19 protein-coding genes are annotated in these 19,263 nt (G+C 63.0%); 11 read left to right on the forward strand and 8 right to left on the reverse strand.

Annotated elements, in window-relative coordinates:
* Positions 1-27 precede the first annotated feature (27 nt).
* Genes ftsX through ftsY form a run of 3 tightly spaced genes read right to left on the reverse strand, consistent with a single transcriptional unit; the run spans position 28 to position 3,154 of the window.
* Positions 28-1,050 (reverse strand): permease-like cell division protein FtsX, encoded by a 1,023-nt coding sequence (gene ftsX, locus ACIPQ1_RS03790; protein ID WP_250964324.1) that lies wholly within the window; start codon positions 1,048-1,050, stop codon positions 28-30.
* Positions 1,047-1,718, reverse strand: coding sequence for a cell division ATP-binding protein FtsE (gene ftsE, locus ACIPQ1_RS03795; protein ID WP_060740190.1), 672 nt, complete (start codon positions 1,716-1,718; stop codon positions 1,047-1,049). The genes ftsX and ftsE overlap by 4 nt, the downstream gene beginning before the upstream one ends.
* On the reverse strand, positions 1,715-3,154 hold the full coding sequence (ftsY, locus tag ACIPQ1_RS03800; protein ID WP_411385885.1) for a signal recognition particle-docking protein FtsY: 1,440 nt from the start codon (positions 3,152-3,154) through the stop codon (positions 1,715-1,717). Before ftsY ends, ftsE begins: the two co-directional genes overlap by 4 nt.
* A 344-nt stretch (positions 3,155-3,498) precedes the next feature.
* On the opposite strand from ftsY, the gene ACIPQ1_RS03805 reads away from it, so the two are divergent.
* The 4 genes from ACIPQ1_RS03805 to ACIPQ1_RS03820 are packed head-to-tail and all read left to right on the forward strand — an operon-like array spanning position 3,499 to position 7,978.
* On the forward strand, positions 3,499-4,854 hold the full coding sequence (locus tag ACIPQ1_RS03805; protein ID WP_446533622.1) for a M16 family metallopeptidase: 1,356 nt from the start codon (positions 3,499-3,501) through the stop codon (positions 4,852-4,854).
* A complete protein-coding gene (locus tag ACIPQ1_RS03810; RefSeq protein WP_250964327.1) occupies positions 4,847-6,337 on the forward strand; it encodes a M16 family metallopeptidase in 1,491 nt (496 codons plus the stop codon). The genes ACIPQ1_RS03805 and ACIPQ1_RS03810 overlap by 8 nt, the downstream gene beginning before the upstream one ends.
* Entirely contained in the window at positions 6,337-6,948 is a 612-nt protein-coding gene (gene rsmD, locus ACIPQ1_RS03815) for a 16S rRNA (guanine(966)-N(2))-methyltransferase RsmD (protein WP_122567412.1), read from the forward strand. The genes ACIPQ1_RS03810 and rsmD overlap by 1 nt, the downstream gene beginning before the upstream one ends.
* Before the next feature lie 31 nt (positions 6,949-6,979).
* Entirely contained in the window at positions 6,980-7,978 is a 999-nt protein-coding gene (locus ACIPQ1_RS03820) for a hydrolase (protein WP_446533623.1), read from the forward strand.
* A gap of 161 nt (positions 7,979-8,139) precedes the next feature.
* Here ACIPQ1_RS03820 and ACIPQ1_RS03825 read toward each other — a convergent pair whose 3' ends face one another.
* Together ACIPQ1_RS03825 and ACIPQ1_RS03830 are read right to left on the reverse strand one after the other, a co-directional pair.
* On the reverse strand, positions 8,140-8,994 hold the full coding sequence (locus ACIPQ1_RS03825; protein WP_250964329.1) for a sulfurtransferase: 855 nt from the start codon (positions 8,992-8,994) through the stop codon (positions 8,140-8,142).
* A gap of 34 nt (positions 8,995-9,028) precedes the next feature.
* Positions 9,029-9,700 carry a TetR/AcrR family transcriptional regulator gene (locus ACIPQ1_RS03830; RefSeq protein ID WP_046063227.1) on the reverse strand — a complete coding sequence of 224 codons (672 nt, stop codon included), beginning with the start codon at positions 9,698-9,700 and terminating at the stop codon, positions 9,029-9,031.
* 147 nt (positions 9,701-9,847) lie between these two features.
* On the opposite strand from ACIPQ1_RS03830, the gene ACIPQ1_RS03835 reads away from it, so the two are divergent.
* The 5 genes from ACIPQ1_RS03835 to ACIPQ1_RS03855 all read left to right on the forward strand — a co-directional run bounded on the left by ACIPQ1_RS03835 (position 9,848) and on the right by ACIPQ1_RS03855 (position 14,700).
* Positions 9,848-11,278 (forward strand): coniferyl aldehyde dehydrogenase, encoded by a 1,431-nt coding sequence (locus tag ACIPQ1_RS03835; protein WP_250964331.1) that lies wholly within the window; start codon positions 9,848-9,850, stop codon positions 11,276-11,278.
* A gap of 27 nt (positions 11,279-11,305) precedes the next feature.
* On the forward strand, positions 11,306-11,851 hold the full coding sequence (locus ACIPQ1_RS03840) for a twin-arginine translocation pathway signal protein (RefSeq protein ID WP_250964332.1): 546 nt from the start codon (positions 11,306-11,308) through the stop codon (positions 11,849-11,851).
* 149 nt (positions 11,852-12,000) lie between these two features.
* Complete coding sequence (locus ACIPQ1_RS03845; RefSeq protein WP_446533624.1) at positions 12,001-13,596, forward strand: GMC family oxidoreductase N-terminal domain-containing protein; 1,596 nt, start codon at positions 12,001-12,003, stop codon at positions 13,594-13,596.
* A gap of 239 nt (positions 13,597-13,835) precedes the next feature.
* Positions 13,836-14,315 (forward strand): pantetheine-phosphate adenylyltransferase, encoded by a 480-nt coding sequence (gene coaD / locus ACIPQ1_RS03850; RefSeq protein ID WP_003177462.1) that lies wholly within the window; start codon positions 13,836-13,838, stop codon positions 14,313-14,315.
* Between the two features lie 133 nt (positions 14,316-14,448).
* Positions 14,449-14,700 (forward strand): YfhL family 4Fe-4S dicluster ferredoxin, encoded by a 252-nt coding sequence (locus ACIPQ1_RS03855; RefSeq protein WP_003195146.1) that lies wholly within the window; start codon positions 14,449-14,451, stop codon positions 14,698-14,700.
* Positions 14,701-14,863: 163 nt separating this feature from the next.
* On the opposite strand, the gene ACIPQ1_RS03860 is transcribed toward ACIPQ1_RS03855, so the two are convergent.
* From ACIPQ1_RS03860 to ACIPQ1_RS03870, 3 genes are read right to left on the reverse strand one after another with little or no spacing between them, the layout of a single operon-like run.
* Complete coding sequence (locus ACIPQ1_RS03860) at positions 14,864-15,184, reverse strand: multidrug transporter (RefSeq protein WP_250964335.1); 321 nt, start codon at positions 15,182-15,184, stop codon at positions 14,864-14,866.
* A 54-nt stretch (positions 15,185-15,238) separates the two neighbouring features.
* Positions 15,239-16,051 carry a bifunctional DNA-formamidopyrimidine glycosylase/DNA-(apurinic or apyrimidinic site) lyase gene (gene mutM / locus ACIPQ1_RS03865; RefSeq protein WP_053188961.1) on the reverse strand — a complete coding sequence of 271 codons (813 nt, stop codon included), beginning with the start codon at positions 16,049-16,051 and terminating at the stop codon, positions 15,239-15,241.
* A gap of 30 nt (positions 16,052-16,081) precedes the next feature.
* The gene (locus ACIPQ1_RS03870; protein ID WP_186730240.1) at positions 16,082-16,897 is read right to left on the reverse strand and encodes an HDOD domain-containing protein; all 816 of its coding nucleotides are present in this window, start codon (positions 16,895-16,897) and stop codon (positions 16,082-16,084) included.
* Positions 16,898-17,130: 233 nt separating this feature from the next.
* Here ACIPQ1_RS03870 and ACIPQ1_RS03875 point away from each other — a divergent pair, with 233 nt between their 5' ends.
* A complete protein-coding gene (locus ACIPQ1_RS03875; RefSeq protein ID WP_446533625.1) occupies positions 17,131-17,670 on the forward strand; it encodes a type 1 glutamine amidotransferase domain-containing protein in 540 nt (179 codons plus the stop codon).
* A 237-nt stretch (positions 17,671-17,907) separates the two neighbouring features.
* On the forward strand, positions 17,908-19,104 hold the full coding sequence (locus tag ACIPQ1_RS03880) for a class I SAM-dependent rRNA methyltransferase (RefSeq protein ID WP_003206543.1): 1,197 nt from the start codon (positions 17,908-17,910) through the stop codon (positions 19,102-19,104).
* Positions 19,105-19,263: the final 159 nt, after the last annotated feature.

Below are 19,263 nucleotides of genomic sequence, written 5' to 3' on the forward strand. Positions count from 1 at the left end.
CCGAAAGGTCAATACGCGCAAAAAACACTATTTTGGCGCAAGCTCACGCAAGTGGCGTGCGACCGCAATCCATGCACCGATATAACCCAACAGCACCGCGCCAAGCAAGAGCGACAGACCGTCGGCGACTGGCACTCCGGCCAGCGAGAAATCACTGCCGTACAAACCGGCCAGCCCCACTACCGCATCGTTCAGCCAGTCCAGGCCAAACGCCAATACGCCCCAAGACAGAATGCCGGCACCGAAGCCATACAGCGCCCCCATATAAAGGAAGGGCCTGCGTACATAACTGTCCGTACCGCCGACGAGTTTAATCACTTCTATCTCGGTGCGGCGGTTTTCAATATGAAGACGAATGGTATTGCCTATCACCAAAAGTAATGCAGAAACCAGCAGCACTGTCAGACCGAAGACAAACCGGTCGCCCAGCTTGAGGATCGCCGCCAGACGCTCGACCCAGACTAGATCAAGTTGCGCCTGTTGTACCTTCGGCAACTCGGAAAGTCTTTGTCTTAATGCTTCAAGGGCCGGCTTGTCGACCTCGTTCGGCGTCACCAGCACCACGCCTGGCAGCGGATTCTCCGGCAATTCCTTGAGGGCATCGCCCAGGCCGGACTGCTGTTGGAACTCTTCAAGCGCCTGCTCGCGCCCGATGTATTCGGCATCGGACACGCCTGGCATGGCCTTGATTTGCTCACGCAACGCCTGGCCTTCACCAGGGCTGGCGTCCATCTGCAGGTACAGGGAAACCTGAGCGGCGCGCTGCCAGGAACCGCCGAGGCGCTCCACATTATTTAGCAATAATGACAGCCCCATGGGCAGGCTCAAGGCAACCGCCATCACCATGCAGGTAAAGAAGCTGCCGATGGGCTGCTTGCCCAGGCGCCGCAGGCTGTCCAGCAAACTGGCGCGATGGCTTTCGATCCAGGCGCGCAGCAGCGTGGCGAAGTCCGGGCCGTCGTCATCGTCGCGCTTTTTCTTTTGCGGCTGCGGATCGGAGGCCTTCGGGGCCACGCGTTCGGCCACTTTCGGGCTGCGAGTAGCACTCATGCGCCGGCCTCCCCGTCACCGATCAGTCGACCGCGTTGCAAGGTGAGCATGCGGTGACGCATGCGTGCGATCAGGGCCAGGTCGTGACTGGCGATCAGCACGCTGGTGCCCAGGCGGTTGATGTCTTCGAACACACCCATGATTTCCGCCGCCAGGCGCGGATCGAGGTTACCGGTGGGTTCGTCCGCCAGCAGCAAGGCCGGGCGATGGACGATGGCGCGGGCGATGCCGACGCGCTGTTGCTGGCCGGTGGACAGGTCGCCTGGGTACAGGTCGGTCTTGTCCGACAGGGCCACGCGCTCCAGGGCCGAATCCACGCGTTTGATGATCTCGGCCTTGGACAAGCCGAGGATCTGCAACGGCAACGCCACGTTGTTGAACACCGTGCGGTCGAACAGTAATTGGTGATTCTGGAACACCACGCCGATCTGCCGCCGCAGATAGGGGATCTGGGCATTGCTGATGGTGCTCAGGTCCTGGCCGGCCAGCAGCAGTTTGCCAGTGGACGGTCGTTCCATCGCCAGCAACAGGCGCAGCAGGGTACTTTTACCGGCGCCGGAATGGCCGGTGACAAACAGAAACTCGCCCCGACGGACCCGAAAGCTCAGCTCATGCAAGCCGACGTGACCGTTCGGATAGCGTTTACCGACCTGTTCGAAACGAATCATGAATGCTCCCGCTCGGCAAACAGTGCCTGGACAAAGGGCTCGGCTTCAAAGGTGCGCAAATCGTCGATGCCTTCGCCCACGCCGATGTAGCGAATGGGCAGGCCGAACTGCTTGGCCAGGGCGAAGATCACCCCGCCCTTGGCCGTGCCGTCGAGCTTGGTCAGGGCCAGCCCGGTCAGTTCGACGGTCTGGTTGAATTGCTTGGCCTGGTTGATGGCGTTCTGGCCGGTACCGGCGTCCAGCACCAGCAGCACTTCGTGGGGCGCGTCGGCGTCGAGCTTGCCGATCACCCGGCGCACCTTTTTCAATTCTTCCATCAGGTTGTCTTTGGTGTGCAAGCGACCGGCAGTGTCGGCGATCAGCACATCGATGCCACGGGCCTTGGCCGCTTGTACGGCGTCAAAGATCACCGAGGCGGAGTCGGCACCGGTGTGCTGGGCGATCACCGGGATCTTGTTGCGCTCGCCCCACACTTGCAGCTGTTCGACCGCGGCGGCGCGGAAGGTGTCGCCCGCGGCCAGCATGACTTTCTTGCCTTCGAGCTGCAGCTTCTTGGCCAGCTTGCCGATGGTGGTGGTCTTGCCGGCGCCGTTGACGCCAACGACCAGGATCACGAACGGCTTGTTCTGCGAGGCAACGACCAGGGGTTTTTCCACCGGCTTGAGCAGGCTGGTCAGTTCGCCTTGCAGGGATTTGTACAGGGCATCGGCATCGGTCAACTGCTTGCGCGCGACCTTCTGGGTCAGGCTCTGGATGATCACCGACGTGGCCTCGACACCGACATCGGCGGTCAGCAGGCGGGTTTCGATGTCTTCCAGCAATTCGTCATCGATGACTTTCTTGCCCAGGAACAGGCTGGCCATGCCTTCGCCGATGCTGGCGCTGGTCTTGGACAGGCCCTGCTTGAGGCGGGCGAAGAAGCCGACCTTGTTTTCTTCGGCCGTGCGTGGCGGCTCGGCCGGAGTCGGAACCACAGCCGGAGCAGGCTCTGGCTCAGGAACGGGTTGAGGCGCGGCGGGCGTAATGACGGACACTGGCGCTTCGGCAACCGGCGTCTCGACCGGCTTCTCGACAGGTTGCATCGTTGCCGGAATCGGTGGCGGGGTATGCGCAGCCTCGCCCTCGACCAGCGCAACCGGTTCTTCCGCCACCGGCAAGGTCAGCCAAGGGGTTTGCCCGGCCGGCGGGGTCAGCGGCTGTTCGGCCACTGGCTCAGGCGCGGCTTCAGGCTCAGGCTCGACCGGCTGCAGCACCGGCTCGGCGATCGGCAGGACGATGGGCGCGGCCTCTTCGGCCACTGTCTCGGCGGCGGGCTCAGGCAGCGCTTCTGGCTGTTCGACGACGGTTTCCTGCGGCTTCTTGCGCAGCCATCCGAACAGGCTTTTTTTCTCGCCAGCCGCAGCTGGGGTCTTCTTGTCGTCGTTGGAACCAAACATGGAGGACGGCTATCTCACGGTAGCGACGCGCCACGAGGGCGCCTCGGTGATAAATATTCGATGCTGAACAGACTGCGTTTCATCCAGCTTGTTCACGCGCAACATTTTGTCGAAGCGTCCCCAGGACGCCTCAAAGTCGATTTTTTCGAAGGACTGGTACGGCATCATCGGCGAAAACGCCGGGATCAACGAGCAAACCCAGCGTTTCTCCGTAGAACCCAGACAACCCCGGGCCGATAAAAGGCCCGATAGGCGTGGCCGCCAGTAAAACGGATCAGTATCCTAGCACCCTCTCGCCCGCCGACGCTAAGACCTAGCGGGCAACCCAACAGGTTTAAACACGAATGAATGCTCTTGCCCGCCGCGCCGCAGGCCTGCTGCTCAGCACAGTTTGTCTGCCCTTTTCAGCCTTGGCTGCCGACCCACAACCCACCCATGAATTCACCCTCGACAACGGCCTGAAGGTCGTCGTGCGCGAAGACCATCGCGCGCCGGTGGTGGTGTCCCAGGTCTGGTACAAGGTGGGCTCGAGCTACGAAACGCCAGGCCAGACCGGTTTGTCCCACGCCCTCGAACACATGATGTTCAAGGGCAGTGAAAAAGTCGGCCCCGGCGAAGCGTCGCTGATCCTGCGCGACCTGGGCGCCGAAGAGAACGCCTTTACCAGCGATGACTTCACCGCCTACTACCAGGTGCTGGCCCGTGACCGCCTGGGCGTGGCCTTCGAATTGGAAGCCGATCGCATGGCCAGCCTGCGCCTGCCGCCGGAGGAATTCAGCCGCGAGATCGAGGTGATCAAGGAAGAGCGGCGCATGCGCACCGACGACAAGCCCATGTCCAAGGCCTACGAGCGCTTCAAGGCCATGGCTTACCCGGCCAGCGGCTACCACACGCCGACCATCGGCTGGATGGCAGACCTGGACCGGATGACCGTCGAAGAGCTGCGTCACTGGTACCAATCCTGGTACACCCCGAACAACGCGACCCTGGTGGTGGTTGGCGACGTCACGCCGGATGAGGTCAAGTCCCTGGCCCAGCGTTATTTCGGCCCGATTGCCCGGCGCGCGGTGCCGGTCGCGAAAATCCCCCTGGAGCTGGCCGAACCCGGCGAGCGCCAGATCACCCTGCATGTGCAGACCCAACTGCCCAGCGTGATGCTGGCTTTCAATGTGCCCAGCATCGCCACCGCGACAGACAAGGCGTCGGTCAACGCCCTGCGGCTGATTTCGGCCTTGCTGGACGGCGGCTACAGCGGTCGGATCCCGACCCAGCTGGAGCGCGGCGAAGAATTGGTGTCCGGCGGTTCGTCGAGCTACGACGCCTTCACCCGTGGCGACACGCTGTTCACCTTGTCGGCAACGCCCAACACGCAGAAAAACAAAACCCTGGCCCAGGCCGAAGCCGGCCTGTGGCGCTTGCTCGAACAGTTGAAAACCACCGCCCCGACCGCCGAGGAACTGGAACGCGTGCGCGCCCAGGTCATCGCCGGCCTGGTGTATGAGCGCGATTCGATCACCAGCCAGGCCACCGCCATCGGCCAGCTGGAAACCGTCGGTTTGTCCTGGAAGCTGATGGACACCGAACTCGCCGAACTGCAAAGCGTGACCCCGCAGGACATCCAGAAGGCAGCCCAGCTGTATTTCACCCGCTCGCGTCTAAGCGTTGCGCACATCCTGCCCGAGGAGAAAGCTCATGAGTGAGCGCAAATCATCGCGCCTGGTGCCGATCGGCCTGGTGTCGATCGCCCTGGCCTGCGCCCTGGCCTTTTACCTGACGCCGTCCAGCGACTCCAACGCCAGCCAGGCCTTGGACAAGGCCAAGTCCGGCAACAAGCTGCAATCCTTGGCTGAACTGAACGACAAGGCGCCCAGCCGGCGCCAGCTCGACGTGCAAACCTGGCAAACCGCCGACGGCGCCAAGGTGCTGTTCGTCGAAGCCCGGGAATTGCCGATGTTCGACCTGCGCCTGACCTTCGCCGCCGGCAGCAGCCAGGACGGCGACGCCCCTGGCCTCGCCCTGCTGACCAACGCCATGCTCAACGAAGGCGTGGCCGGCAAGGATGTCAGCGCCATCGCCCAAGGCTTCGAAAGCCTCGGCGCGGACTTCGGCAACGGTGCCTACCGGGACATGGCCGTGGCGTCCCTGCGCAGCCTCAGCGTGGTCGACAAACGTGAGCCTGCCTTGAAGCTGTTCGCCGAAGTCGTCGGCAAACCGACCTTCCCCGCCGACTCCTTTGCCCGTATCAAGAATCAGATGCTGGCCGGCTTCGAGTACCAGAAGCAGAACCCCGGCAAACTGGCGGGCCTGGAACTGATGAAACGCCTGTACGGCGAGCATCCTTATGCCCACTCCAGCGACGGCACCGCCGAGAGCATTCCACCGATCACCCTGGCCCAGGCCCGGGCGTTCCACGCCAAGGCCTATGCCGCCGGCAACGCCGTGATCGCACTGGTGGGGGACTTGTCCCGCGCCGAAGCAGAAGCGATTGCCAACCAGGTTTCCACCGCGCTGCCCAAAGGCCCGGCCCTGGCGAAAACCCCGCCACCGGTGGAGCCGAAGGCGAGCATCGGTCACATCGAGTTTCCGTCCAAGCAGACCAACCTGATGCTCGCGCAACTGGGCATCGACCGCGACGATCCGGACTATGCCGCCGTGTCCCTGGGCAACCAGATCCTCGGCGGCGGTGGCTTCGGCACGCGGTTGATGACCGAAGTTCGCGAAAAGCGCGGCCTGACCTACGGCGTGTACTCCGGTTTCACGGCGATGCAGGCCCGCGGCCCGTTCATGATCAATTTGCAAACCCGTGCAGAGATGAGCGAAGGCACTTTGAAACTGGTGCAGGACGTGTTCGCCGACTACCTCAAGAACGGTCCGACCCAAAAAGAACTCGATGACGCCAAGCGCGAGCTGGCCGGTAGCTTCCCGCTGTCCACCGCCAGCAACGCCGACATCGTCGGCCAGCTCGGCGCCATGGGGTTCTACGACTTGCCGCTGAGCTACCTGGAGGACTTCATGCGCCAGTCCCAGGAACTGACCGTCGAGCAGGTCAAGGCCGCGCTGAACAAACACCTGAGCACCGACAAGATGGTTATCGTCACCGCCGGCCCGAGCGTGCCGCAAAAGCCGTTGCCGCCCCCCACTGACAAACCTGCCGAGCAGCCGCTCGGGGTTCCGGAGCACTAATGGCCCGCCCATCCAATTCCAGCAAGAAACCCGTGCACAACGGTGTGAACCAGTTGCGCATCATCGGCGGCGAATGGCGCAGCCGGCGCCTGAGCTTCCCGGATGCCCCGGGCTTGCGCCCGACCCCGGACCGCGTGCGGGAAACCCTGTTCAACTGGCTCGCGCCCTACGTGGCGGGTGCCCGGGTGCTCGACCCGTTCGCCGGCAGCGGCGCGCTGTTCCTCGAAGCCTTGTCCCGCGGCGCCGCCATGGGCCAGGCCCTGGACGCCAGCAATCTGGCGGTCTCCAGCCTGAAGGAGCACCTGGGCACCCTGCGCTGCACCGTCGGCCAGGTGCAAACCGCCGATGCGCTGCGCTACCTCGACAGCCAACCGGCAACACCTTTCGACCTGGTATTCCTCGACCCGCCGTTCAACCAGAACCTGTTGCCGACGGTCTGCGCCTTGCTCGAAGAACGCCAGTGGCTGGCCGAGGATGCCTGGGTCTACACTGAAAGCGAGACCGCCCCGTCCACCCTGGGCTTGCCGGGCAACTGGCGCTTGCACCGCGAGCAGAAATCCGGACGGGTGTATTACGCGTTGTGGCAGCGTTTGACAAAGGACATGGGCTGAACGGCTGACCCGTACATCGAGAATAATAATGATGTCCGCCGCACCTGAACGTTTCGTCCCTGCTACGGGCCTTGGCAATCCGCACCTGCAAACCTTGTGGGGCCCCTTGTGGCGCCCGACCACCCACATCGCGCGCCAACGCGAGCGCTTGTGGTTGGAAGACGGTGATTTCCTCGACCTCGACTGGCATGGCCCCCACAGCGCCGAGGCCCCCTTGGTGCTGGTGCTGCACGGGCTGACCGGCTCTTCCAATTCGCCCTACGTGGTCGGGTTGCAGCAGGCGCTCGGTCGCCAGGGCTGGGCCAGTGCGGCGTTGAACTGGCGCGGCTGCTCGGGGGAGCCGAACCTGTTGCCCCGCAGCTATCACTCGGGCGCCAGTGAAGACCTGGCCGCCGCCATCGCCCACTTGCGCGCCCGACGGCCCTTGGCGCCGCTGTTTGCGGTGGGCTATTCGTTGGGCGGCAATGTGTTGCTCAAGCACCTGGGAGAAACCGCCGGCGACAGCCAGTTGCAAGGGGCGGTGGCGGTCTCGGTACCGTTTCGCCTCGACCAGTGCGCCGATCGCATCGGCCAGGGTTTTTCCAAGCTCTACCAGGCCCATTTCATGCGGCAACTGGTGGCCTATGTGCGCAACAAGCAACGCCAGTTCCAGCACGACGGGCGTCACGAAGGCCTGGCGACCCTGGCGGCGCTGGGTCCGCTGGAGAACATGCGCACCTTCTGGGACTTTGACGGCCGGGTAACGGCGCCGCTGCATGGGTTCTCCGACGCAGCGGATTACTACCGCCGCGCCTCCAGCCGCTATTTCATGGCAGGTATCAGCACGCCGACCCTGGTCATCCAGGCCGCCGACGATCCTTTTGTATTCCCCCACAGCCTGCCCGAACCGGGCGAATTATCGGCCTCGACCCGGATTGAATTGCATGCCCGGGGTGGGCATGTGGGGTTTGTCGACGGAACCTTGCGACGCCCCGGGTATTACCTGGAGCGGCGGATTCCCCATTGGCTGGCCAGCCTGGAGCGCGGCTGAACGTGGCAAGGTTTGTAGCCCACACAAATCCCCTGTGGGAGCGAGCTTGCTCGCGATAGCGGTGGATCAGCGACATTGAAGTTGACTGATACACCGCAATCGCGAGCAAGCTCGCTCCCACAGTTTTTGGGGGGGTCACCCCTATTGATTCCAGGTGTCTGTTATTCGCCCTTCGCCACGCCCCGCTGGGGATCATTGATCCATTCACTCCACGAGCCGGCGTACAGCCGTCCCAAGGGATAGCCTGCCAGGCACAAGGCAAACAGGTTATGACACGCCGTCACGCCGGAGCCGCAGTACGCCACCAGTTCGGTGGGCGAACGCTCGCCCAGTTTTTCGGCGAAGCGTTGCTTGAGCTGTTCGGCCGGCAGGAAGCGGCCATCGGCGCCCAGGTTGTCGGTGAACGCTGCGCACTGGGCGCCCGGGATATGCCCGGCTATCGGGTCGATTGGCTCGACTTCGCCCTTGAAGCGCGGCAATGCCCGGGCATCCAGCAAGGTCATGGCCGGCTCGCCAAGGCGTTGTTGCAGGGCTTGCGCATCGATCAACAAACTCGCGTCCAGTGCACCGCTGAAGGTCCCACGACCGTTCTGCGGCGGATCAAGACTCAGGGGCAAGCCCGCGGCATGCCAGGCCTTGAGCCCACCGTCGAGGATGTACACGCCGTCGCGCTTGCCCAGCCAGGCCAGCAACCACCAGGCCCGCGCGGCATAGGCGCCGGGACCGTCGTCGTACAGCACGACCTCGCTGTCGTTATCCAGCCCCCAAGTCTTGAGACGCTCGATCAACGCCTCGGGCTCGGGCAACGGATGACGCCCGGTCACGCCCTTGGTCACCGTTCCACTCAAGTCGCGCTCAAGGTCTGCGAACGACGCCCCGGCAATGTGGCCCTCGGCATAACTGCGCTGACCGTAATCCGGGTCTTCCAGGGCGAAACGGCAATCGAGGATCACCAGCCCGGGCTGGGATCGCCGCTGTTCGAGGGCTTGGGGGCTGATGAGTTGCGCGATGGGCATGGTGAGCTCCTGTGACTGAATCGGGGATCGATTCCTACTGCCCTTCCTCCAGGGTCTGGGCCAGCGGGACGTAATATTCCTTGAACAGTGCATCCACCTCCTCGCGGGCCTGGTCGGTCACGAAACCGGCCTCCAGCACCAGCACCTGATAGACGCCGCGCTTGATGGCCTGCTCGCTCAGGTGGCTGAAATTTTCCCGCGTGGTGCACAAGAACCGCACCCAGGACGTGAGGATGATCCAGGCGTTGAGGGTCAGGGATTCGATCTGCACCCGGTCCATCTTCAGGATACCGGCGGCAACGAATCCCTCGTAGATCGCGGTGCCGTGGATCAGGCAGCGCTGGGAAAACCGACGATAGCGGGCCGCCAGGTCAGGATCGCTATCGAGCAGATGCTCCAGGTCCCGGTGCAGGAAGCGATACCGCCACATGGCCGCCAGCAGTTCCTGCAGGTAAAAGCGTTTGTCATCCACTGTGGCCGCCCGGCCCTGGGGCGGTCGCAGGAAACTGTCCACCAGGTTCTCATACTCACTGAACAGCACGGCGATGATCGCCTGCTTGTTGGGGAAGTGGTAATAGAGATTGCCCGGGGACATGTCCATATGGGCGGCGATGTGGTTGGTGCTGACGCTGCGCTCGCCTTGCTGGTTGAACAGCTCGAGGCTGTTTTGCACGATGCGCTCGCTGGTTTTCATTCGTGGGGCCATGGTTTGGGCTTTAATTCGACGAAGGCATTGAACGCATCTTACGACCTATCCGCCACAGGAAAAACCCAAAGCCGCTAAGGATGCCATTGACTTTCTAGAGTACAAGCTCTAAAAAACATCCACTCTAATAATATCTGGTGCCTGACGATGCCTGCCGACGTGGCCTACCTGCACGAGTCTCAACAACAACTGGACGAGCTGCGGTCGCGCTTCGATGCCCAGCGCCAGGCCTACGCCGCCCACCCGATGCCACCGGCCGTACAGCGCCGCCAATGGCTCAAGGCACTGCGGGAGGTATTAAGCAACGAACGCCAAGCCTTGATCGACGCCATCAGCCAGGATTTCAGCCACCGCAGCGCCGACGAAACACTGTTGGCCGAGCTGATGCCGAGCCTGCATGGCATTCATTACGCCAGCCGTCATCTCCAGGGCTGGATGAAACCCTCCCGGCGCAAAGTGGGTATGGCCTTTCAACCGGCGTCCGCCAAAGTGATCTATCAGCCGTTGGGCGTGGTCGGGGTCATCGTCCCGTGGAATTACCCACTGTTCCTCGCCATCGGGCCGCTGGTAGGGGCATTGGCGGCGGGCAACCGGGTGATGCTCAAGCTCAGCGAATCGACACCGGCGACCGGTTTGCTGCTCAAGCAATTGCTGGCCCGGGTCTTCCCCCAGGACCTGGTGTGCGTGGTGCTGGGCGAGGCGGAGGTGGGCATGGCGTTTTCCAAGTTGCCCTTCGATCACCTGTTGTTCACCGGCGCCACCAGCATTGGCAAGCATGTCATGCGCGCCGCGGCGGAAAACCTGACGCCGGTCACCCTTGAGCTGGGTGGGAAATCGCCGGCCATCGTGTCGGTCGATGTGCCGATCAAGGACGCCGCCGAACGCATTGCCTTCGGCAAAACCCTGAATGCCGGGCAAACCTGTGTCGCCCCGGACTATGTGCTAGTGCCGCAGAACCGCGTCGGCGAGTTCGTCGAGGCTTATCGCGAGGCGGTTCGAGGGTTTTATCCGACCCTGGCGGACAACCCGGACTACACCGCCGTCATCAACGAACGACAACTGGCGCGGCTCAACGGCTACATCGGCGACGCCACCAGCAAAGGCGCGTTGCTGATCGAGCTGTTCGAGCAAGGCCAGGGTCGCCGCATGGCCCACAGCCTGCTGCTCAACGTCAACGATGAGATGACCGTCATGCAGGACGAGATCTTCGGCCCGCTGCTGCCCATCGTGCCCTATGACAATCTGGACCAGGCGTTTGCCTACATCAATCAGCGACCCCGCCCGCTGGCGCTCTACTACTTCGGCTACAACAAGGCCGAACAGCATCGCGTGCTCCACGAAACCCATTCCGGCGGCGTCTGCCTGAACGACACGTTGCTGCATGTCGCCCAGGATGACATGCCATTCGGCGGCATCGGGCCCTCGGGAATGGGGCACTACCACGGGCATGAGGGTTTCCTGACCTTCAGCAAGGCCAAGGGCGTGCTGACCAAACAGCGATTCAACGCGGCGAAGCTGATTTATCCACCCTATGGCAAGCCGTTGCAGAAACTGATCCAGAAGCTGTTTGTCCGCTGACGCGTCTCTTGCCGGGTAATAACAATAATGAACCCAAGCCTCATCGATACCCCCGCGCTGTCACGGCGCGGCCTGCTGAAATTCAGCCTCGGCGCCAGCGCCTTCCTGGCCACCGTCGGGCTCGGCATCAGCCTGAGCGGTTGCTCGCCAAGCCAACCGGCCGCGGGCTTGATCGCCCTGCGCGACAGCGACCTGCCATTTCTACGCAGCGTCATCCCCGTGATGCTGGAGGGCGCAGTGACCGTCGAACAAGTCCCTGCCGCCACTGACGAAACCCTGAAAAGCCTGGACAACGGCCTGGCCCACTTGTCCCCCGCCATGCTCAAGCTCACGCATCAGCTGTTCGATGTGCTCACCCTGGGCATTACCCGTGGACCACTGACTGGGGTCTGGGGCTCATGGGAGAACGCCAGCGCCGATGACATCCGCCAGTTCCTCGCCCGGTGGGAAAACAGTTCACTGGACCTGCTGAGACAAGGCCACAGTTCATTGCTGCAACTGGTGATGATGGCCTGGTACAGCCGCCCCGAGTCCTGGGCGCGTTGCGGGTACCCAGGACCGCCAACGGTCTGAAAAACCAAGTTGCACCCTGTGGGAGCGAGCTTGCTCGCGATGGCGTCGGATCAGCAGCATTTTTGTCGACTGACACACCGCAATCGCGAGCAAGCTCGCTCCCACAGGGTTCCTCATCGTCGACACATAACAATAAGAGAGCCCCGAACATGCCCGTACCCGATCCCTTCCGCGAAGGCCTCGCCCGTGGCTGGACCACCTACAACGGCGCGCATCTGACCGAAGACCTGACCCTGGAAGCGGACGTGGCCATCGTCGGCAGCGGTGCCGGTGGCGGGACCACGGCGGAAATCCTCAGTGCCGCCGGCTACCGTGTGTTGCTGATCGAGGAAGGGCCGCTCAAGACCAGCCATGATTTCAAGCTGCTCGAAGACCAGGCCTACAGCAGCCTGTACCAGGAAGGCCTCGGGCGCATGAGCAAGGACGGCGCCATTATCATTCTCCAGGGCCGGGCCGTCGGTGGCACGACGCTGATCAATTGGACCTCCAGCTTCCGCACGCCCGACCAGACCCTCGACCATTGGGCCGCCGAGCACAACGTCAAGGGCCACGGCCGCGCTGACATGGCACCCTGGTTTGCGCAGATGGAACAACGCCTGGGCGTGGCGCCGTGGCTCGTTCCGCCCAACGCCAACAACGACGTGATCCGCAAAGGCTGTGAACAACTGGGCTACGCCTGGCACGTCATCCCGCGCAACGTCCGCGGTTGCTGGAACCTGGGTTATTGCGGCATGGGCTGCCCGACCAACGCCAAGCAGTCGATGCTGGTCACCACCATCCCGGCCACGCTGGACAAGGGCGGCGCGCTGCTTTACCTGGCGCGGGCCGAGCGCCTGACGATCAAGAACGACGCCGTCGTCGGTCTCGAATGCCAAGCCATGGACGAACGTTGCGTGGCGCCGACCGGGCGGCGCATCACCGTCAAGGCGCGGCACTACGTGCTGGCGGGTGGTGGCATCAACAGCCCGGGCCTGCTGCTGCGCTCCGAGGCGCCAGACCCGCACGAACGCGTGGGCAAGCGTACCTTCCTGCACTTGGTGAACATGTCCGTCGGGCAATTCGACGAGGTCATCAATCCGTTCTACGGCGCGCCGCAATCGATTTATTCGGACCATTTCCAATGGCAGGACGGGACCACCGGCAAGATGGCCTACAAGCTCGAAGTCCCGCCCCTGCACCCGGCCCTCGCCACCACGTTATTGGGCGGGTTCGGCGCTGAGAACGCCGTGCACATGTCCCAACTGCCCCATACCCACGCCATGCTGGCGCTGTTGCGCGACGGTTTTCACCCGGACAGTCCCGGCGGCAGCGTCGAGTTGCGCAGCGACGGCACGCCCGTGCTCGACTACCCCGTTTCGCCATATACCTGGGATGGCCTGCGCCGGGCTTTCCACAGCATGGCCGAAATACAATTCGCCGGCGGCGCCAAGGCGGTCATGCCCGCCCATAGCGATGCCCACTACGTGAAGACCCTGGCCGAAGCCCGCGCGTTGATCGACGGGCTCGACCTGGCCTTGTATCGCACGCGCCTGGGCAGTGCCCACGTGATGGGTGGCTGCGCCATGGGCGAAGACCCGAAAACCGCCGTCGCCGACAGCCTGGGCCGCCATCACCAACTGGGCAACCTGTCGATCCATGACGGCTCGCTGTTCCCCACCAGCATCGGCGCCAACCCGCAGTTGTCGGTGTACGGGCTGACCGCACAACTGGCGACGGCCCTGGCCGAACGCCTGGAAAACCCATGAACCCTGTATTGAAACCGTGGCGAGGGAGCTTGCTCCCGCTTGAGCGCGAAGCGCTCACAAAATGGGTCTGCTGCGCAGCCCAGCGGGAGCAAGCTCCCGCGCCACAGGGTTACCGAACGTCTGAATATCCGGGTTATTCGCAGCGTCTATAGTGCTTTCTTACGCAACAGCCGACTTGGCCGACCGAGAAGGCTGCGATACCATCCGACTCCCCAACGGACTCCCGCCAGGACGACGCGATGAACCGAGTGTTGTACCCAGGTACCTTCGACCCTATTACCAAGGGCCATGGCGATCTGGTCGAACGCGCCGCGCGCCTGTTCGACCATGTGATCATTGCCGTGGCTGCCAGCCCGAAGAAAAACCCGCTGTTCCCGCTGGAACAACGTGTGGAACTGGCCCGCGAGGTCACCAAACACTTGCCCAACGTGGAAGTGGTCGGCTTCTCGACGCTTCTGGCCCACTTTGCCAAGGAAAAGAACGCCAACGTGTTCCTGCGCGGCCTGCGCGCGGTCTCGGACTTCGAGTACGAGTTCCAATTGGCCAACATGAACCGCCAATTGGCACCGGACGTCGAAAGCCTATTCCTGACGCCGTCGGAGCGCTACTCGTTCATTTCCTCGACCCTGGTGCGGGAAATTGCGGCGTTGGGCGGTGATATCACCAAGTTCGTCCACCCGGCCGTGGCCGATGCGCTGACCCTGCGCTTCAAGAAATAGCTGGCGGATGCTGCGAGCCGCCTCGCAGCACAGCGCAGTCCATCGCGCCCGCGTGCACTGCGCTCGTCAATGCGGCACAATTGCGCCCATACGTTTTCAGATGCCCGGGCCCAACGCCCCGGCAGGAGCCTGCATGTCCCTGATCATCACCGACGACTGCATCAATTGCGACGTCTGCGAACCCGAGTGCCCGAACGCCGCCATTTCCCAAGGCGAGGAAATCTACGTCATCGACCCGAACCTGTGCACCCAGTGCGTCGGCCATTACGACGAACCCCAGTGCCAGCAGGTTTGCCCAGTGGATTGCATCCCGCTGGACGAGGCTCATCCGGAGACGGAAGAGCAGTTGATGGAGAAATATCGCAAGATCACTGGCAAGGCTTGAGCCAGGTGGTTTTGTGGCGTCTTTGCCGGCCTCTTCGCGAGCAGGCTCGCTCCCACAAGGGATTTGCTTAGGACACAGATTGTGTGAACTCAATAGATCCCTGTGGGAGCGAGCCTGCTCGCGAAAGGGCCAGCAGCCACACCACAAATGCAGATGCTGACAATTACTCCTGCCGCTCAAACCCCTCCCCCACACACCCCAGGCATCGCACAAACGTGGCTTTCGCCGGGTCCACCACCAGCGCCTTCCCCGCATCGCCGACCCCACCGCCCAGCGCGGTAAAGGGCAACGACACCACGAACGCCCCCGCCCCGATCACCGTGGCGGCGAGCAGCAGTGGGCGGGCGATCAGCAGGTCGCCGATCATGGCGAAGGCCGGCGGATTCTGGATGGTGTAGCGCGGGTCGCCGCTGCCGCTGTTGGCCTGGGCAGGCAAACCGACACTCAGCAGCAGCGCGAGAACGACAGGTCGAAGCAGATTCATGGTCGATCCTTCGGCTAAAACAGTATGAATACTGACTATAGACCGTAGGACCGATCAGCTCTGGCAGCGAGGGCACCAGACGCTGGCGCGCTGGCCCAGGCGAATTTCCCGCAGCCCCGTGCCGCAGACCTTGCACAGCTCCCCGCCCCGGCCATAGACAAACAGTTCCTGCTGGAAATAGCCGGGCTGGCCGTCCCCACCGATGAAATCCCGCAACGTGGTGCCGCCGCGCTCGATGGCATGGGCGAGGATGCGCTTGATCTCGATCGCCAGCTTCAGGTAACGCGCCCGGGAAATGCCTCCGGCGGCCCGGCGCGGGTCGATTCCGGCGGCGAACAGCGCCTCGGTCGCGTAGATATTGCCCACGCCCACCACCACCGCGTTGTCCATGATGAACGGCTTGACCGCCATGGAGCGCCCTCGCGAAAGCTGGAACAACCGCTCGCCATCGAACAGGTCGGTCAACGGCTCGGGACCGAGGCGAATCAACAGCTCGTGATTGAGCGGGTCGAGGCTCCAGAGCATCGCGCCAAAACGCCGGGGGTCGGTGTAGCGCAAGGCCAAGCCGGACTCCAGCTCGATGTCCACGTGCTCATGCTTGAGGGCGGGCATGCCGACCTCCACCAGGCGCAAGTTGCCGGACATGCCCAGGTGGCTGATCAACGTGCCGACCTCGGCGTTGATCAACAGGTACTTGGCCCGCCGCTCCACCTGCACGATGCGCTGGCCCGAGAGCCGCACGTCGAGATCTTCCGGGATCGGCCAGCGCAGGCGGCGGTCACGGACCACCACGCGACTGACCCGCTGGCCTTCAAGATGGGGCGCGATGCCGCGGCGGGTGGTTTCGACTTCCGGCAGTTCTGGCATGGTGTTCTCGCATCAGGCGACGCCGCGCGCTCAACGAGAGGCGAGGTCGCGAATTTCCTGTTTCTGGGTCTGGAAGTCGTATTCCGACAAACCGATGTAGTCGAGCACCAGGCCCCCGACGCTCTCCCACTCGTGGTCTTCGGCCTGGTTGCCGAGTACCCGGTGGGAGGCACAGATGTTCTCGGACATCTTCAGGATCGCCAGCAGGTTTTTCAGCGGACTGTTGTTGCGTGAAGACTCGTCGCTGAACACCGCCAGGGCATTGTGGTGGTTGGCAATGGCCTGGCTGACGTGATCCGGCAGGCGCCAGGATTTGGACGTGTAGTAACCGACCACCGCATGGTTGGTGTTGAACACGCGGTTCTCGGTGTCTACCACCCGGCACTCGGCGCTGGCACTGGCGTAGGCCTCTTCCAGCACGCTCATGTAGTTGGGAAACTGCTTGAGCATCAACGGCACGCCACAATCGTGGAACAGCCCCAAGGCATAAGCCTCGTCACCGTTTTCCAGGCCAACGCGCTTGGCCAGGGTCAGGCAGGTCATCGCCACGTCCTGGGCCGTATCCCAGAAGCGGTTCAGGGTGACGATGGCATCATCGTGCAGCTCGCCCTTGATCGACTGCGCATTGATCAGGTTGATGATCGAACGGCTGCCCAGCAGGTTCACCGCGCGCTGGATCGAGGTGATCTTGTTGCGCAGGCCGTAATACGGCGAGTTGACGATCTTGAGCAAGGCCCCGGAAAGGCCCGGGTCCTGGGAAATCAGTTTGGCGATGGTCTCCAGGTCCGGGTCGGGCATGTACTGCTCCATCTGCAGATCCACCATGATCTGCGGCTGGGGCGGCACGCTGATGCCTTGCAAGGACTGTTGGATCTGTTCGGCAGTAAGCTCTTTGGACATGAGTACACACTCTGGGTCAGGCGGGGATTCTAACCCTTAAAGATGGATCCGATACACCGCAAGGAAGATCGGCGGAACTTTCCTTCAGGCATCGGCTTCGGACTTTACAGGGCCGACAGCCGAGCCTGCATACAGGCTTTAGTCGGCAACCCAGCCACTCAGCTTGAGGAGATTTTTTCATGACTGGCTCCCTGAACAACAAACGTGTCGCCATCCTGGTGACCGACGGTTTTGAACAGGCCGAACTGACCGGCCCCCAACAGGCGCTGGAACAGGCCGGCGTCAAGGTGGACATCGTTTCGGCCCGTGAAGGCCAGGTCAAAGGCTGGAACCATGACCAGCCGGCCGACGATTTCCCGATCGACCTGACCTTCAAGGCCGCCAATGTCGAGCAGTACGACGCCGTGGTGCTGCCCGGTGGCGTGCAGAACTCCGATACCATCCGCATCGACCCCGACGCCCAGAAACTGGTCAAGGGCTTCGAGGCGGCGGGCAAGCCCATCGCGGTGATCTGCCATGGCGGCTGGTTGCTGGCGTCGAGCGGGCTGGTCAAGGGCAAGACCATGACCAGCTACAAGACCCTCAAGGATGACCTGGTCAACGCCGGGGCGAACTGGGTCGATCAGGAAGTGGTCAAGGACGGCACGTTGATCAGCAGCCGCCAGCCTGATGACATCCCGGCGTTCAACCGCGAGTTGCTCAGCGCGTTGTCCGCTTGAAGCCTGCTGCGCTCTCGCTCTGTAGGAGCTGGCGAAGCCTGCGATCTTTTGATCTTGATCTTGATCTTTCGCTCGCGATCCAATGGGCAGTGGAAAGATCGCAGCCTCGTTGCACTCGACAGCTCCTACACAGCTCCTACGGCCAAGCGAGAGTGTGCTTGCTCACCACATGTCCACCGCAAGCCCCGCCAAGGTTGCAACACGGTATACTCCCGCTCTTTTTTCCGGAGCGACGTCATGTCCCTGCCTAGCCTGCGCCTCAAAGCCAACGCCGACCGTCGCCTGCGCGCCGGCCACCTGTGGGTCTACAGCAACGAAATCGATGTAGCCGCCACGCCCCTGCACGGCTTCAAGGCCGGCGACCAGGCCATCCTCGAAGCCGCCGGCGGCAAGCCGTTGGGCATCGTTGCGATGAGCCCCAACAACCTGATCTGCGCCCGGCTGCTGTCCCGTGACGTGAAGCTGCCGCTGGACAAATCCCTGCTGGTACATCGCCTCAACGTGGCGTTGTCCCTGCGCGAGCGGCTGTTCGACAAGCCGTTCTATCGCCTGGTCTACGGCGACTCCGACCTGTTGCCAGGCCTGGTGGTCGACCGTTTCGGCGACATCCTGGTGGTGCAGATCGCCTCGGCCACCATGGAAGCCCACAAGGACGACGTGATCGCCGCCCTGACCCAAGTGCTCAAGCCCAGCGGCATCCTGTTCAAGAACGACTCCGCCGCTCGTGACGCCGAAGGTCTGAACCGCTACGTCGAGACCGTGTTCGGCTTGGTGCCGGAGTGGGTGGCCCTGGAAGAGAACGGCGTGAAGTTCGAAGCGCCCGTGATGGAAGGCCAGAAAACCGGCTGGTTCTACGACCACCGCATGAACCGCGCACGCCTGGCCCCGTACGCCAAGGGCAAGCGCGTGCTGGACCTGTTCAGCTACATCGGCGGCTGGGGCGTGCAAGCCGCGGCGTTCGGCGCCAGCGAAGTGTTCTGCGTCGACGCCTCGGCCTTCGCCCTCGATGGTGTCGAGCGCAACGCCGCGCTGAACGGCTTCGCAGAAAAGCTGACCTGCATCGAAGGCGACGTCTTCGAAGCCCTGAAGGAACTCAAGGCCAGCGAAGAGCGTTTCGACGTGATCGTCGCCGACCCACCGGCCTTCATCAAGCGCAAGAAAGACCTGAAGAACGGCGAAGGCGCCTATCGCCGCCTCAACGAGCAGGCCATGCGCCTGCTCAGCAAGGACGGCATCCTGGTCAGCGCATCGTGCTCGATGCACCTGCCCGAAGACGACCTGCAAAACATCCTGCTGACCAGCGCCCGTCACCTGGACCGCAACATCCAACTGCTCGAACGCGGCGGCCAGGGCCCCGACCACCCGGTACACCCGGCCATCGCCGAAACCCGCTACATCAAGAGCATCACCTGCCGGTTGTTGCCCAACAGCTGAGGCCTGGCGGGGCCAGTGCCGTAGCGCTGTGCACCCCTAATGGCACCCAGATCGCAGCCTTGGCTGCGATTTTTTTTGCGCGCCTGAATAAGTCTGTAGGAGCCCCCCCACGCAATTTCCAGAACCGTCCTACTCAATCTCCCCGTGACTGGCGGACAT

The sequence above is a fragment of the Pseudomonas sp. LARHCG127 genome (assembly GCF_052871455.1).